At 71.2% G+C, this 14,090-nt stretch carries 13 protein-coding genes; 4 read left to right on the top strand and 9 right to left on the bottom strand.

What is annotated here, in order from left to right:
• Positions 1-17 precede the first annotated feature (17 nt).
• From J2X36_RS06290 to J2X36_RS06305, 4 genes are all read right to left on the bottom strand, one after another.
• The gene (locus tag J2X36_RS06290; protein ID WP_132250017.1) at positions 18-839 is read right to left on the bottom strand and encodes a WecB/TagA/CpsF family glycosyltransferase; all 822 of its coding nucleotides are present in this window, start codon (positions 837-839) and stop codon (positions 18-20) included.
• The gene (locus J2X36_RS06295; protein ID WP_310347358.1) at positions 832-2,328 is read right to left on the bottom strand and encodes a GumC family protein; all 1,497 of its coding nucleotides are present in this window, start codon (positions 2,326-2,328) and stop codon (positions 832-834) included. Before J2X36_RS06295 ends, J2X36_RS06290 begins: the two co-directional genes overlap by 8 nt.
• 299 nt (positions 2,329-2,627) lie before the next feature.
• Entirely contained in the window at positions 2,628-3,701 is a 1,074-nt protein-coding gene (locus tag J2X36_RS06300; RefSeq protein WP_310347360.1) for a glycosyltransferase, read from the bottom strand.
• Positions 3,698-5,734 (bottom strand): glycosyltransferase, encoded by a 2,037-nt coding sequence (locus J2X36_RS06305; protein WP_310347363.1) that lies wholly within the window; start codon positions 5,732-5,734, stop codon positions 3,698-3,700. The genes J2X36_RS06300 and J2X36_RS06305 overlap by 4 nt, the downstream gene beginning before the upstream one ends.
• Positions 5,735-5,909: 175 nt before the next feature.
• Between J2X36_RS06305 and moaB the strand changes: the two genes are divergently transcribed.
• A complete protein-coding gene (gene moaB, locus J2X36_RS06310; protein WP_132250011.1) occupies positions 5,910-6,467 on the top strand; it encodes a molybdenum cofactor biosynthesis protein B in 558 nt (185 codons plus the stop codon).
• 6 nt (positions 6,468-6,473) lie between these two features.
• Here moaB and J2X36_RS06315 read toward each other — a convergent pair whose 3' ends face one another.
• Positions 6,474-6,995: a hypothetical protein gene (locus J2X36_RS06315; RefSeq protein WP_310347365.1), complete on the bottom strand. Its 522-nt coding sequence runs from the start codon at positions 6,993-6,995 to the stop codon at positions 6,474-6,476.
• 177 nt (positions 6,996-7,172) lie between these two features.
• Here J2X36_RS06315 and J2X36_RS06320 point away from each other — a divergent pair, with 177 nt between their 5' ends.
• On the top strand, positions 7,173-8,279 hold the full coding sequence (locus tag J2X36_RS06320) for a PA0069 family radical SAM protein (protein WP_310347367.1): 1,107 nt from the start codon (positions 7,173-7,175) through the stop codon (positions 8,277-8,279).
• 5 nt (positions 8,280-8,284) lie between these two features.
• Here J2X36_RS06320 and J2X36_RS06325 read toward each other — a convergent pair whose 3' ends face one another.
• From J2X36_RS06325 to J2X36_RS06340, 4 genes are all read right to left on the bottom strand, one after another.
• On the bottom strand, positions 8,285-8,884 hold the full coding sequence (locus tag J2X36_RS06325; RefSeq protein ID WP_310347368.1) for a ribonuclease HII: 600 nt from the start codon (positions 8,882-8,884) through the stop codon (positions 8,285-8,287).
• 81 nt (positions 8,885-8,965) lie between these two features.
• The gene (locus J2X36_RS06330) at positions 8,966-10,030 is read right to left on the bottom strand and encodes a glycosyltransferase family 1 protein (protein ID WP_310347369.1); all 1,065 of its coding nucleotides are present in this window, start codon (positions 10,028-10,030) and stop codon (positions 8,966-8,968) included.
• Entirely contained in the window at positions 10,027-10,806 is a 780-nt protein-coding gene (locus tag J2X36_RS06335; protein ID WP_405029740.1) for a UDP-2,3-diacylglucosamine diphosphatase, read from the bottom strand. Before J2X36_RS06335 ends, J2X36_RS06330 begins: the two co-directional genes overlap by 4 nt.
• A gap of 129 nt (positions 10,807-10,935) precedes the next feature.
• Positions 10,936-11,139, bottom strand: a complete 204-nt coding sequence (locus J2X36_RS06340; protein WP_310347372.1) for a hypothetical protein — start codon at positions 11,137-11,139, stop codon at positions 10,936-10,938.
• Positions 11,140-11,607: 468 nt separating this feature from the next.
• Between J2X36_RS06340 and J2X36_RS06345 the strand changes: the two genes are divergently transcribed.
• The gene (locus J2X36_RS06345; protein WP_132249999.1) at positions 11,608-12,816 is read left to right on the top strand and encodes an aminotransferase class V-fold PLP-dependent enzyme; all 1,209 of its coding nucleotides are present in this window, start codon (positions 11,608-11,610) and stop codon (positions 12,814-12,816) included.
• Between the two features lie 108 nt (positions 12,817-12,924).
• Positions 12,925-13,869: a D-2-hydroxyacid dehydrogenase gene (locus J2X36_RS06350; protein WP_132249997.1), complete on the top strand. Its 945-nt coding sequence runs from the start codon at positions 12,925-12,927 to the stop codon at positions 13,867-13,869.
• The last annotated feature ends 221 nt before the right edge of the window (positions 13,870-14,090 follow it).

The following is a 14,090-nucleotide window of genomic DNA, read 5'->3' on the forward strand; positions in this document are numbered from 1 at the left end:
CCCGTGCCGACCGGATTTCACGCCCGCCGCGTCTCGGCCTTGCCCGAGGCGCCGGCGTCCTGCGCGGCGATCCGAAGGAAGCGCCAGGACCGCACGAAATAGCGGCCGAAGAGCCGCTGCGGCGCGTGCAGGAAGCGGAACAGCCACTCGAAGCCGGTCCGCTGCATCAGGAGCGGCGCCCGTGGGACGAGCCCCGCCGCCACGCTCACCGCATCCCCAACCGCCAGCACAACGGGAGCCCCAAGGGCAGCGCCCTGGCGGTGAACCCAAATTTCCGATTTCGGCGCGCCGACGCCCATCACGAGCAGCGTGGTGCCGTGGGCGCGCACCGCCTCGGCGAGGCGTTGCCCGTAGCCCGCATCCTCCTCGAAGCCGAAGGGCGGCACGGCGAGCGCCACCGCGTCCGGCGCGCAGCCGGCCCGGGCGAGGCGCGCGCGCAGCCGATCACCCGCGAGGGCGGTGGGACAGACGAGGAAGATGCGCGCGGCCGGGTCGGGGATGCCGGACAGCGCGCTGGCCAGGAGGTCGTGCCCCGTCACGCGCCGGCCCCCCGGCTGCCCGAGGAGCCGCGAGAACCAGACCAGCGGCATGCCGTCGAGAGTGCGTGCCGCCGCGCTCTCGTAGGCTGCCCGGAAGGCCGCGTTCTCCGAGAGCTGCACGATGTGGTCGACATTGGCCGTCACCACGAGACGAGGCCCATTGCCGGGCCGGGCGGCGACGTCCGAGAGGATCTGCGCCGGGCCGGCGGTCGAGAAGTCGAGGCCGAAGAGGCGCAGGCTCCTCGACGGCGCCCCGGCTGGCGGCTCGGCCGCCGGATGTGGGCGCTCCGCCTCAGGCATCGGCCGCCCGAAAGCTGCGGGCGGGAGCCGGCGCCGGCGGAGGAACCTGCACGGTCCGGCGCTGCGCCTGCCTGCGGTCGCGGTTGGCACCAAGGGCGAGGGCGATGGCGGCGCCGAGCAGCAGGCCGAGCATCAGCGCCACCGGCAGCACCACCTTCGGCGAGGGCGGCCAGGTGCGCTCGCGGGCGGGCGTCGCCGGGGAGATGACCCGCACGTTGGTGTTGTTGAGCCGCTCCTGCTCGCTCGCCTCGCGGGAGCGGCGCAGGAAGGTTTCGTAGATGCCGCGGCGGGATTCGAGCGAGCGCTCCAACTCGCGCAGGCCGACATTGGCGCGGTCGCTGGCCGCATTCTCGGTCTTCACCCGGTCGAGGTTCTTCTGGATGGCGGCCTCGCTCGCGGCGGCCCGGTCGAAATCCTTCTGCGTCGTCTCGATGATCCGCTCCTTTTCCCGCTGGATCAGGCGCTGGAGATCGCGCTGCTGGGCGTATTGCTCGGCCATGGCCGGGTGCCGCTCGCCGAGGCGGGTCGCAAGCTCCGCGGTGTTGCGCGAGAGCGTGGCGTATTGCTGCCGCAGCGCCTGCATCTCGAGCGATTGCAGCATCTCGGGGAGCGCCGTGCCGGCGTCGCCGACCTTCATCTTCTTCGCTTGGTCGAGGCGCGAGCGGGCTTCGGCGGTCTTGATCGAGGCGGTCACGAGCTGCTGGTTGAGGTCGCCGAGCTGCTGGTCGGTGAGGAGACGGCCGGACGAGGCGACGAGGCGATTGTCTTCCCGGTAGCGCACCACCTTGCCTTCCGCCGCCTCGACGTCCTGGCGCAGGGCGTTGAGCCGTGCCGAGAGCGAGTCGGAGGCGCGCCGTGCGGCCTCGGTGCGGGCTCCGGCCTCTTCCGCGAAATAGGCTTCGCCGATGGCGTTGGCGATGCGGGCTGCCTTCTCCGGGTCGCGAGACTGGACCGAGACCTCGATGACGAAGGTGCGCTCGGCCCGACGCACGGTCAGCTTGAGGCGGAGGGTGTCGAGGGCGAGGTTCACGGGGTCGCGGCTCGCGGGCGGCGGTACCATGCCGAGGGCCCGCTTCAGGCCGACCACCAGCGGGTTGTCCGAATCGGGCTTTACGAACTCGTCGTCCTCGGCGAGCCCGACCTTGGCGATGGCCCGGCGCAGGACATTGTCCGACTGTATCACCCGCACCTGGCTCTCGGCGATCGAGACGCCGGCATCCGCCTGGGGCGTGCGCGTGCTGATCTCGTTCTCGACCAGCCGAAGGTCGGAGGGATCGATCAGGATCTGGATCGTCGAGGTGTAGGTCGGGGTCAGGAGGCCCATCGCGGCGACCGCCACGGCCAGCATGAACAGGCCGCCGAGAAGGACGAAGCTTAGCCCATTCCAGAGCCGCCGCAGGATCGTGCGCAGGCTCGGCTGGTCGGATTCCGGTTGCTGCATGACCATCTGAACCGGCTCGCCGCGGATCGGTGTCGCGAAGTCGAACATCTGCCTCGTCCCCTGACCTGTCCGGTCCCGGAACTTTCCGGGCGAACGCTTGGCCCCGTCGGACCCGCCTCGCGGTCGCTCCGTGCCGAATCGGCACGGCGTTCCCGCTGACGGTGACGAACGATCAACCAATCGCAACCGTCATGCCGAAGAGATAGACCATTTCGCGGCAAGGATGTCTTGCGCCGCGCGAGTCATCGCGGTGCAAACCCGAGATCACCGGCAGTTACCAGCGGTTAAGATTAACACGCCTGCCACTCCTGATCGTATCAATGTCCTCGAATGAGGCTCGCACAGCTTCACGTTGTCGCAACGGTGCCGCTTTCCGCGTAGGCTGCGACCCCGCGCGCGAGAAAATCGCTGAAGCGGGCGGCGTCCGCTCGCGCGGCCGCATTCCAGGCCGACACGTTCCCGCGCGCCGCGTCCGCCGCCGCGGCGAGGCGGCCGCCGCGTGCCCAGGCGGCGAGCGCCGAGGCCGAGCCCTCGGGGTCGTCGGGCCGGAGGAACAGGCCGGAGGCCCCGAGGACCTCGGCGAAGACCGGCCCCTCAGGCGCCGCGACGGGCAGGCCCCCGTGCTGCACCTCGAGGAGGGGCAGGCCGAGCCCTTCGGCCTTCGAGGTCGAGATCAGCAGATGGCTCCTCTCGACGAGGCGGCGCAGGCCGGCATCGTCCACGTAGCCGTGGAGGGTCAGGAAGGCGGGCGGATCGTCGAGGAAGGCGTGCCGACCCCAGCCGACCCGCCCGACGACGTGGAGTTCGGCCGGCACGCCCATCCGGTTGAGAGCGCCGACGATGGCGATGGCGGCCGGGTAGTCCTTGCGCGGCTCGATCGTGCCGATCGCGAGGAGGCGCAGCGGCTCGCCGGGGGCGGGCGTGGGGCGCCCGGCCGGCAGGCCGGCGAGGCCGAACACGTCGCCGACCGCCGGCCGCAGCAGCGCGACGAGGGCGTCCGGCCGGCAGAGCTGGCGCAACTCGCGGCCCGTGGTCCGGGAATTCACGAGGAAGCGCCGGCCGTAGCGCATGGCGAGGCCGAAGCTCGGCGCCATGTAGAGACGGCTCTTCCAGCTCAGGTCCTCCGGCCGGGTCAGCAGGAAAGTGTCGTGCACGTAGAGGATGCAGCGATCCCCGAGCGCCGCGCAGAGCGGGCCGGGGGGGAAGCCCGGGAAGACGAACAGCGCGTCTCGATCCCGCAGGCCGCGCAGGGGAAGGCCGATCTGCTGGGCGGCGATCATCGCGGGCAGGCCGCGGCTGCGCAGGAGGCGGACATCGTGCGGGGCGAGCTGCTCCGGGGCGAACAGGTCGCGGGCGACCCGCTCGATGCCCGTGACGTGGCCCCGCAGGTGTGTCTGGTCGATGTAGATGCGCCGGCTCACGCGTTGATTCCCCTTCGGCGCAGGGCGCCGCGCAGGCGCGTCGCGAGGTAGAGGCTGCGGCGCGCCCAGAAGGGTAGGTTGCGGCCGAGGAGTGCGTGCTTCGCCTGCCGGAGCCGCCGGACCAGCGGCGGGGAGGGCGCATCGACGGTGCCGCCCTCGCCGCCGTGCCGGTCGGCCGCCAGATCGAACCGGGCGAGCATCTCGGGGGCGAAGCGCGGGCGGCCTGCCCGCCGGGGCAGGATGCCCGACGTCGCGAGCGCGGCCTCGATCGACATGGAGGCGGCGGCGTAGCTGAAGCGGTTCTCGAGGGCGATGCGGGCGAAGGCACCGAGCCGCCGCCGCGCCGCCCCGTCCGCGACGAACTCCTCCAGGGCCGCTGCGAGGGCGCCCGGGACCTCCGGCACGAGCCGTCCGGTGACGCCGTCGATGACGGCCGTGGTCAGCCCCGTCGCGCGGTAGGCGAGGGTCGGCGTGCCGCACAGGCCCGCCTCGATCGGCGTCTGGCCCAGCGTCTCCAGCCGGCTCGCCGTGACGTGGAGGTCGCAGGCCCCGTACCAGGCGGCGAGCTCGGCCTCCTCGCCGATCGGACCCGGCGCGTGCAGGTTCGGCAGGCCGAGCCGCGCCGGATCGTCGAGCCGGCCGACGGCGACGAAGCCGATCCCCGGCCGCGCCACGCGGCGCAGGGCCTCGACGAGGTCGGTCACACCCTTGTCCGGCGCGTCGACGATGACCGCGGAGAACATCACCAGCACATCGTCGGCGGGCAGCCCCAGCCGGCGCCGCAGGGCCGCCCGGTCGCCGGGCGCGAAGACCCCGGTCGGGAAGGCCAGGGCGATCTGCGCGACGCGGGCCGCGGGCGGGGCGTAGTCCCGCGCCCGCTCGGCGGTCCACCGGGAATTGGCGAGGAGGAGGGGACCGCCCGGTGCGCCGAGGACCGAGCGCTTGCGGACGTGCAGTCCGGGAATGCGGTTCCGGCGGAGTTGCGGATACTCGTCGGGGGTGGGGCAGGCCGCGTCGCAGCCCACCGCGATGCGGGTGCAGCCCTTCGGGTAGGCGCAGCGCCCGGTGAGGGGGAACAGGTCGTGCAGGACGAGGGCGGTCCGGGCCGTGGCGCCGAGGCGCCCGAGGATGTCGAGGCTCCGCGTCGCGCCGTGCAGGTTGCCGGCGATGACGAGGTCCGGGCCTAACTGGCGGATCGTCGCCTCCGTGCCCGGGAAGGCGTCGGTCCACTCGGCCGCTGCGGGGGGCGACTCGTCGGTCAGGGCCATCTGCGCCACGCGGTGGCCCGAGAGCCGGAGCGCCTCGCCGAGGCGGCGCTGGGCGATGCCGGCGCCGCCCCGGTGCCCCGCTCCGGTCAGCGACACGATCGACAGGCCCTCGATCGGCTTGGGCGCGGCCGAATCACGCTGGAGGAGGACGGGCCGACCGATCCGGACGAGCGGCGCCCCGGCCGCCGCGAGACGGGCCCAGAGTTCAGCAGGGCGAGCCGGCTCCCCATCGAAGGCCGAGCTTGCGAACAGGATCTCGCCGCCGGATTGGGGATCGCCATCGTCCTCGAAGCCTGCGTCGAGGGACGGCGCGTCGAGGCCCGTCACGGCCGCGTCGTAGAGCACCCGCAGGCCAGCCACGGCCGCCGCTCCCGTCAGCGCCGCTTCGAGGGCGAGGGCCGTGAGGGCGCCGGGAGCCAGCATGTCGCCCGCGCGCAGGATCAGGACGTGGTCGGCCGCGCCGGCATCGGGGAAGGCGCCGTCCGCGAGCGTGGCCGGGGGCAGGACGTCGTGGCGCGCCTCCGGGTAGCCCTGAGCCAGCACCGAGGCCAGCGTGTCCGCGAGCCCTGCCTCCGTGCCGTCCGAGACCGTGACGATGCGCAGGCGCGGCCAGGGCCGTCCGTCCGGAAGGCTGTCCGGCCGTGAGTCCGCCCCGCGCTGGCCCTGTCCCGGCCAGCCCGCGATGCCGTGGGCTGGCCGGCCCCCGCCGCCTGGGGGCGCAGCCGCAGGCACGCCGTCACTCGGGTCGTCGAAGGAGCGCTTCACGGGTGTCGCCGGGCGGGCTGCGTCACGGGTCGAGAAGCCTTCATCCTGGCTTGCAGAGGTTGACGAAGCCCTTTCCGTCGGGCCGCTTTCCAGGGCCGGCCGCCGGGCCTATCTCATGGCCCGGTCCGGGGAAGCGTTCCCGCCCCGAAGCCCGGCCCTCCTGCGAGCCCGCCCCATGCCTGCCTCCGACGCCTCGCGCAGCTTCATACCCCTCTCGATCGCCGTGCTCACGGTCTCGGACACGCGCCGCCCCGAGGACGACCGCTCGGGCGACACCCTCGTCCAGCGCCTCGCGGCAGCCGGCCACGGGCTCGCGGCGCGCGCCATCGTGCCCGATGAGGTGGCCGCGATCCGCGGGCAGGTGGAGGCGTGGTCGCGCGATCCCGGCATCGACGTCGTCATCACCACCGGCGGAACCGGCTTCACGGGCCGCGACGTGACGCCCGAGGCCCTGGAGCCCCTGTTCGAGAAGCGCATGGACGGGTTCTCGGCGGTGTTCCACCGGATCTCCTACGACAAGATCGGCACCTCGACCCTGCAGTCGCGGGCAACTGCAGGCGTCGTCAACGCCACCTACGTCTTCGTGCTCCCGGGATCGCCCGGTGCCTGCAAGGATGCCTGGGACGGCATTCTCGCTCAGCAGCTCGACTATCGGCACCGGCCCTGCAACTTCGTCGAGATCATGCCCCGCCTCGACGAGCACCTGCGCCGCGGCGCGTCCGTCACCGTTTGAGCCGGATCAGGCCCGTTCGAGGCGCGCCGCGAGGAGGCGCGGCTTCAGGCGCGGGGTGAAGATGGGGCCTGCCACGAGGCGCTCGCGGCGCACCAGGTCGCCCGGACGCGGGGCGCTGACGCCGAGCACGCGCTCGCCCTTCGTCGCGAGGCGGGCCGGCAGGTTCGCGTGCGGGCGCCGCAGCCGTGCCAGGGCCACGTCGGGCCGCGCCGTGTTCACGAAACGGTCGAGGGCGCGGATCCAGCCCTCGGCCGGAACGTCCCCCGCCTCGAGGCACAGAACCCATTCCCGGCGGGCCGCCTTCGCGCCCGCGGCCCAGGGCGAGGCGCCCCGCGGCCGCACCACGAGGGCGGCGCCCGTCGCTTCGGCGACCGTCGCGACAGGCTCGTTCGGCACGGGCACGACGATCACCGCATCGCCGATCAGCCCCGCCGCCACCCCGGTGACGAGGGCGGCGAGAGTGTCCGCGAGGCGATCGATCGCGTCCGGATCTGCCGGTCGGGCCACGTAGGTCAGGGCGGAGATCATGCGCGCCCATAGACCATTTTCACGCGAAAGCGACAGGCCAAGGCAGCGCAGGATCAGCCCCGACCGTGCACCGGAGGGGAATGCACCGGAAATGCTCGAAATTGATGCAGGCGGACTCGCTCATGTTCGCTTTATGTTCTAGTCCCAAAGCGAAGAGGCGGTCCGGAATACCATCGCATGACCAAGCACCTGCCGGACGGCGAGTCGCAGCGGCGTCTTTCCGACACGGGCGTCGAGGCGGCTGCCCGGCGCGGCCGGGGTGCCAACGCCAACCCGTCCGGACGCTTCGAGCGGTCGGGCCGCGAGATCTTCGACGACGGCTGGACCCCCTCCGAGACGGCGCGACTGCGCACCGAGGTCCTGCCGGAGCGGGCCTGCCACATCATCACCCGCAACGCCTCGCCCGACATTCCTTTCGATCGCTCCATCAATCCCTATCGGGGCTGCGAGCATGGCTGCATCTACTGCTTCGCGAGGCCGAACCATGCCTATGTCGGCCTGTCGCCCGGGCTCGACTTCGAGACCCGCCTCTTCACCAAGCCGGACGCGGCGAAGCTCTTGGAGCGGGAACTGTCGGCGCCGGGCTACAGCCCGCGCACGATCGCGCTCGGCACGGCCACCGACCCCTATCAGCCGATCGAGCGGACGCACCGGATCACCCGAAGCGTTCTCGAAGTCCTTGCCCGCTTTCGGCACCCGGTCGGCATCGTCACGAAGTCGAACCTCGTGGTGCGCGACGCCGACATCCTAGCCGCGATGGCGGCCGACCGCCTCGTGAAGGTCGCGGTCTCCGTCACGACCCTCGATCCCGCGCTCGCCCGCCGCCTGGAGCCCCGCGCTCCGCATCCGCTGAAGCGCCTCGAGGCAATCGAGCGGCTCAGCGCGATGGGCATCCCCGTGATGGTGATCGTGGCGCCCGTCATCCCCTCTCTCAACGACCACGAGATCGAGGCCATCCTCGCCGAGGCGCGGGCTCGCGGCGCATGCGAAGCGAACCACGTGCTGCTGCGCCTGCCGCACGAACTCGACGCCCTCGTCTCCGACTGGTTCGCGGAGCACTATCCCGGCCGGGCCCAGCACGTCTTCTCCCTCGTCCGGCAGGCACGCGGCGGCAAGGTCTACGACGCCGCCTTCGGGCGGCGCATGGTGGGGGAGGGGCCCTACGCCGATCTGATCGCGCAGCGCATGCGCCTCGCCAAGGCGCGGCTCGGCTTTGCCGGCGAGCGCGTCACGCTCAACGCCGACGCCTTCTCGCCTCCGGGCGCGCAGCTCAGCCTGTTCTGAGAGGGTCAGACGCCGAGAGAGCGCGTGAAGCTGAGCCTGTGGTGCGGGCTGCGGCCGATCCGGGCGAGGCCGTCGAGGTGGGCGGCGGTGCCGTAGCCGACGTTCCGATCCCAGGCGTAGTCCGGGTGGCGGCGGGCGAGCGCCCGCATCAGGCCGTCGCGCAGGCACTTGGCGACGATCGAGGCGGCGGCGATCTGCGGGACCAGCCTGTCGCCGCCGATCACGGCGCGGCACTCGGCATCGAGACCGGGAATCGCGTCACGGCCATCCACCATCACGGGCGCGTCGAGGCCGAGCCGCGCCACGGCTCGAGCCATCGCGTCGAGGGTCGCAGCCCGCACGTTGATGCGGTCGACGAGGGCGCGCGAGCCCGCCGCGACGGCGACGCGCGCATGAGCGCGGATCAGCGGCGCCAGGGCCTCGCGGTGAACCGGCTTCAAGCGCTTGCTGTCGTCGAGCCGGCCGAGGATCTCGGACGGCAGGGCGGTGGGATCGAACCAGACCGCGGCCACGACGACCGGGCCGCAGAGCGCGCCGCGGCCGACCTCGTCGCAGCCGATGACGGCGGGGTAATCCGCCGCGCGCGCGGGGTCGAAAGGAGGCATGGGGCGGCTCGTGGGAGGGGATCGCGAGGCCCTCCCTTCGCATCAACGGCCGCGCGCGTCACGCGCTTCCGGCCGCCTTTCTCAGCCGAGCTCCACCATGGATGCGGCCGGATTTCGGGCCGCGCGCTGCCGGAGGGCGCCGCGCTGATGGGCGACCTCGACATTCCCGTAGAACTGGCGCGCGCTCTCGGCCCAGGTGTAGCGCAGGGCCTCCTCGCGGCAGCGCCGGCGCGGGATCGTGAGTGCCGCAAGCGCGGCCTGCCGAAGGTCGGCGTCGAGGATGCCGGCCCCCGTCCCGCCGACGACGTCGATCGGTCCCGTGACCGGATAGGCGGCTACGGGCAGGCCGCAGGCCAGGGCCTCGAGGAGAACGATCCCGAACGTGTCGGTGAGGCTGGGGAACACGAAGACGTCGGCCGCGGCATAGATCCGCGCCAGATCCGCGCCGGTGAGCGTCCCGAGGAAGCGGGCCTCGGGCGCCAGCGCCGCGAGGCGTGCCCGGTCGGGCCCATCGCCGACGACGACCTTCGTGCCCGGCAGGTCGAGGCCGAGGAAGGCCGAGACGTTCTTCTCGACCGCGAGCCGGCCGACGAACAGGAAGAGGGGGCGCGGAAGCCCATCGAGCGCGTCCGGATCCTGCGGGCGGAACAGGTCGGTGTCGACGCCCCGGGTCCAGCGCATCAGGTTCGCGAAGCCCCGGCCCGCCAACTCGCGTTCGAGCGACGGCGTGCTCACCATGGTCCCGCTCGCCGCCCCGTGGAAGCGCCGCAGCCACGTATAGCTCCAGGCTTGCGGCACCGGCGCCCGGGCGGCGAGGTATTCGGGAAAGCGGGTGTGGTAGCTCGTGGTGAAGGGGCGTCCTTGCGCGAGGCAGTAGCGCCGCGCGGCGTAACCCACCGTCCCCTCGGTCGCGATGTGGATGTGGGACGGCGCGATCTCGGAGATCCGCGCCTCGAGCCTGCCGCGCGCGGCGTAGGCGAGGCGGATCTCCGGGTAGCCCGGCAGCGGCACCGAGGGAAAATCCCGGTGCGTCAGGAAGACCGGATCGTAGCCGAGGTCGCGGCCCGCCCGCGCCATGTGCTCCAGCGAGCGGACGACGCCGTTGACCTGCGGGTGCCAGGCGTCGGTGGCGATGAGCAACCTCACGCGACGGCCCGGCGGCCCGGCGCCACCTCCTGCTGCGCATGATGCGCGGAAGCGGCCTGCGCCTCGCGGGCGCGAAGCAGGCTCGGATAGTGCAGGACCTCCATGCGCCCGTCGTAATGCTCGACGATGGCCGTGCAGGATTCCACCCAGTCGCCGGTGTTGAGGTAGCGCAGGCCCTCGATCTCGCGGTTCGCCGCGTGGTGGATATGGCCGCAGATCACGCCGTCGGCGCCGACGCGGCGGGCCTCGGCCGCGAGGAACTCCTCGAACTTGCCGATGAAGTTCACGGCGTTCTTCACCTTCAGCTTCGCCCAGGCCGAGAGCGACCAGTAGGCGAGCCCGAGCCGGCGGCGGACCCTGTTGAGGACGGTGTTGACCGAGAGCGCCAGCGCGTAGGCTCCGTCGCCGAGATAGGCCAGCCACTTGGCGTGGCGCACCACCATGTCGAATTGGTCGCCGTGAATGACGAGGTAGCGCTTGCCGTCCGCCGCAATGTGGATCCGGCTCTCGGCGATCTCGACGCCGCCGAAAGTGGTGCCGATGTAGTCGCGCAGGAACTCGTCGTGGTTGCCGGGCACGTAGACGATGGTCGAGCCCTTGCGGACCTTGCGCAGGAGCTTCTGCACCACGTCGTTGTGCGATTGCGGCCAGTACCACCCCGAGCGCAGCTGCCACCCGTCGACGATGTCGCCGACGAGATAGATCTCGTCCGCGTCGTAATCCCTGAGGAAGTCCAGCAGCAGGCCGGCCTGGCAGCCCTTCGTGCCCAGATGCATGTCGGACAGGAAGAGCGTCCGGACGCGGACCGCCTTCTCTGTGTCTTCGGCCACGAGCGTCTCCCGGCGGCTGTCACGGTTCGAGCCAAACCGGATTCCCGTATCAGTTTGATGACGCCACCGAGGTTCTCATGTTGCAGTGCCGAAGAAAAAGCGGCGATCACGCGGTCTCGCGTTGCAGTGCACGACAAATTTTTTGGACGGATGCCCAAGTTTTTTGAGTTTTCCTTCCTTGGCGAAGCCGGTCATAATCATGGCCAAGGAGACCGCCGGGCTCGCCCGGTGCCGGAAACGGCCAATGGGATCAACGGTAGCAGGAAGGAAGGTGTCCACACCGCGTCGGGAGTGCTTGCAAGCGCGGCCGGCTCGACGCATTGAGGCTCCCGGCCCATCGGAGGCGACCGGCATGACGCGTGCCGCGACCGCGGGCGGTTCACGCCGCCGCGCCGCTCCGCTCGGCACCATGATCTGACCTGGGGCGGACGACGTCGTCGGAATGGAATGGCCTCTGAACACGGCCTGCCCTATTCCAGGCGGCGGGGTCCGCGAGGACCGGATCGTCTCAGAGCGTCCCACGGAACTCCCGCTGCGCCGTCGCGGCCAGGGGGAGGGCTCCCGGAGAACGGGGGCTCCGCGAGGGGCTCACGAATCCGCGGCCACGCGACGACCCCCGCGGTCGAGGGGCCTGCCCCCTCGGATCACGGCATCCACGGGCCACCAACGAGCGACGCTGGCTCACTGACATCATTCTGGCGCCGGCCATCGGGCCGGTCAGCAGTTTAGGAAATCGGAGGACACAACATGGCGGCAACGAGACGGCCGGGTCGTAACCATCTCTTCGTGCCGGGCCCGACGAACATCCCGGACCGCGTGCTGCGCGCGATGTTGGTCCAGTCCGAGGACCACCGCTCGGTGGACTTCCCCTCGCTGACGAAGCCCCTGTTCGAGGACACCAAGAAGGTCTTCGGCTCCACCGACGGCACCATCTTCCTGTTCCCCGCGAGCGGCACCGGCATCTGGGAATCCGCGCTCTGCAACACCCTCGCCCGCGGCGACAAGGTGCTGTCCTCGCGCTTCGGCCAGTTCAGCCACCTCTGGATCGACATGGCCCAGCGGCTCGGCCTCGACGTGATCGTCCAGGAGGAGACCTGGGGCACGGGCGCCAACCCGCAGCGGATCGAGGAGGCGCTGCGCGCCGACAAGAACCACGAGATCAAGGCCGTGATGGTGGTCCACAACGAGACCGCCACGGGCGTCACGAGCGATATCGGCGCCGTGCGCAAGGCGATCGACGCGGCCGGCCACCCGGCGCTGCTCTTCGTCGACGGCGTGTCCTCGATCGGCTCGCTGCCGTTCAAGGCCGACGAGTGGAAGGTCGACGCGGCGATCGCCGGCTCCCAGAAGGGCCTGATGCTGCCGGCCGGCCTCGGCGTCGCCTGCATCAGCCCGAAGGGCCTGCAGGCCGCGGAGAGCCAAGCGGGTAAGAACGACCGCCTCGCCAAGGTCTATTTCGACTACGCCGACCAGCGGAAGGCGAACCCGACCGGCTACTTCCCCTACACCCCGCCGCTGCCGCTGCTCTACGGCCTGCGCGAGGCGCTGGCCTGCCTGTTCGAGGAAGGTCTCGAGAACGTCTACCACCGGCACGCCGTGCTCGGCGAGGCGACCCGTCAGGCCGTCGCGGCCTGGGGCCTCAAGACCTGCGCCAAGGATCCCAAGTGGAACTCCGACACCGTCACGGCGATCGTCGTGCCGGAGGGCGTGGATGCCGCCAAGATCATCAAGCACGCCTATGTCCGCTACAACCTCGCCCTCGGCGCGGGTCTGTCGGAAGTGGCGGGCAAGGTATTCCGCATCGGCCATGTGGGCGACCTGAACGAGCTGTCGCTGCTCGGCGCCATCGCGGGCGCCGAGATGGCGATGCTCGACAACGGCATCAAGGTGACTCCCGGCTCGGGTGTCGCCGCCGCGTCGAGCTACCTGCGTGAGAACCCCCTCTCGAAGGCCTGAGCGACGATCCGGGCGGGGCCGGCCATCGCCGGCCCCGCTTCCGCGTGAGACACGGACGAAGGCCGCGCGCACGCCAAGCCGGCCGGCCGGTTCTGAAAGGGGTTCCTCATGACGCAGAAAATCGTCTTCCTCGATCGCGAATCCCTCGACGCCAAGGTGCGCGAATTCAAGTTCCCGCACGAATACACCGAGTACGAGTCGACCTGGACGCCGGAGGAGATCGTCGAGCGCCTGAAGGACGCGGAGATCGCGCTCATCAACAAGGTGCCGATGCGGGCCGAGGTCCTGAAGCAGCTTCCGAAGCTGAAGCTGATCGCGGTGGCGGCCACCGGCACGGACGTGGTCGACAAGGCCCAGGCCAAGGCCCAGGGCATCACCGTCTCGAACATCCGCAATTACGCGTTCAACACGGTTCCCGAGCACGTGATCGCGCTGATGTTCGCGCTCCGCCGCGCCATCGTGCCCTACGCCAACTCTGTCCGCCGGGGTGATTGGAACAAGTCGACCCAGTTCTGCTACTTCGACTACCCGATCTACGACATCGCGGGCTCCACGCTCGGCATCGTCGGCTACGGGGCGCTCGGCAAGTCGATCGGCAAGCGCGCCGAGGCGCTCGGCATGAAGGTCATCGCCTACGACGTCTTCCCGCAGGACGGCCTCGTCGATTTCGAGACGATCCTCCGGGAATCCGACGTGATCACGCTGCACGTGCCGCTCACGCCCGACACCAAGAACATGATCGGGCGCGAGCAGCTCGAGAAGATGAAGAACAGCGCCATCCTCATCAACACGGCCCGCGGCGGCCTCGTCGACGAGGAGGCCCTGCTGGAGGCCCTGAAGAACGGCACCATCGGGGGCGCGGGCTTCGACGTGGTGGCACAGGAGCCGCCCAAGAACGGCAACATCCTGTGCGACGCCGATCTGCCGAACCTGATCGTGACCCCGCACGTGGCCTGGGCAAGCAAGCAGGCGATGCAGATCCTCGCCGACCAGCTCGTCGACAACGTCGAGGCGTTCGTGGCGGGCAAGCCGCAGAACGTGGTCGAGGCCTGAGCGAGCCGGCCCTCCTTCCGGAGAGCGCATCCTGAGACGCCGCCCCGCGGCGTCGCGGGGGAGATCCCGGATCGAGCCGACGACCGGATGCCTCGTCGAGGCTTTGCATTCGCTCCGCGCCTCGGGATGAGGCGCGGGTGAGACGGACGCCGTGCGGGCTCGTCTGACCCTTGTTGAGACCAAACCGGGCGCCTGCGCCCGTTCGGGAAACGCTGAACCGC

The organism is Methylobacterium sp. BE186, from assembly GCF_031457035.1.
Lineage (GTDB): Bacteria > Pseudomonadota > Alphaproteobacteria > Rhizobiales > Beijerinckiaceae > Methylobacterium > Methylobacterium segetis.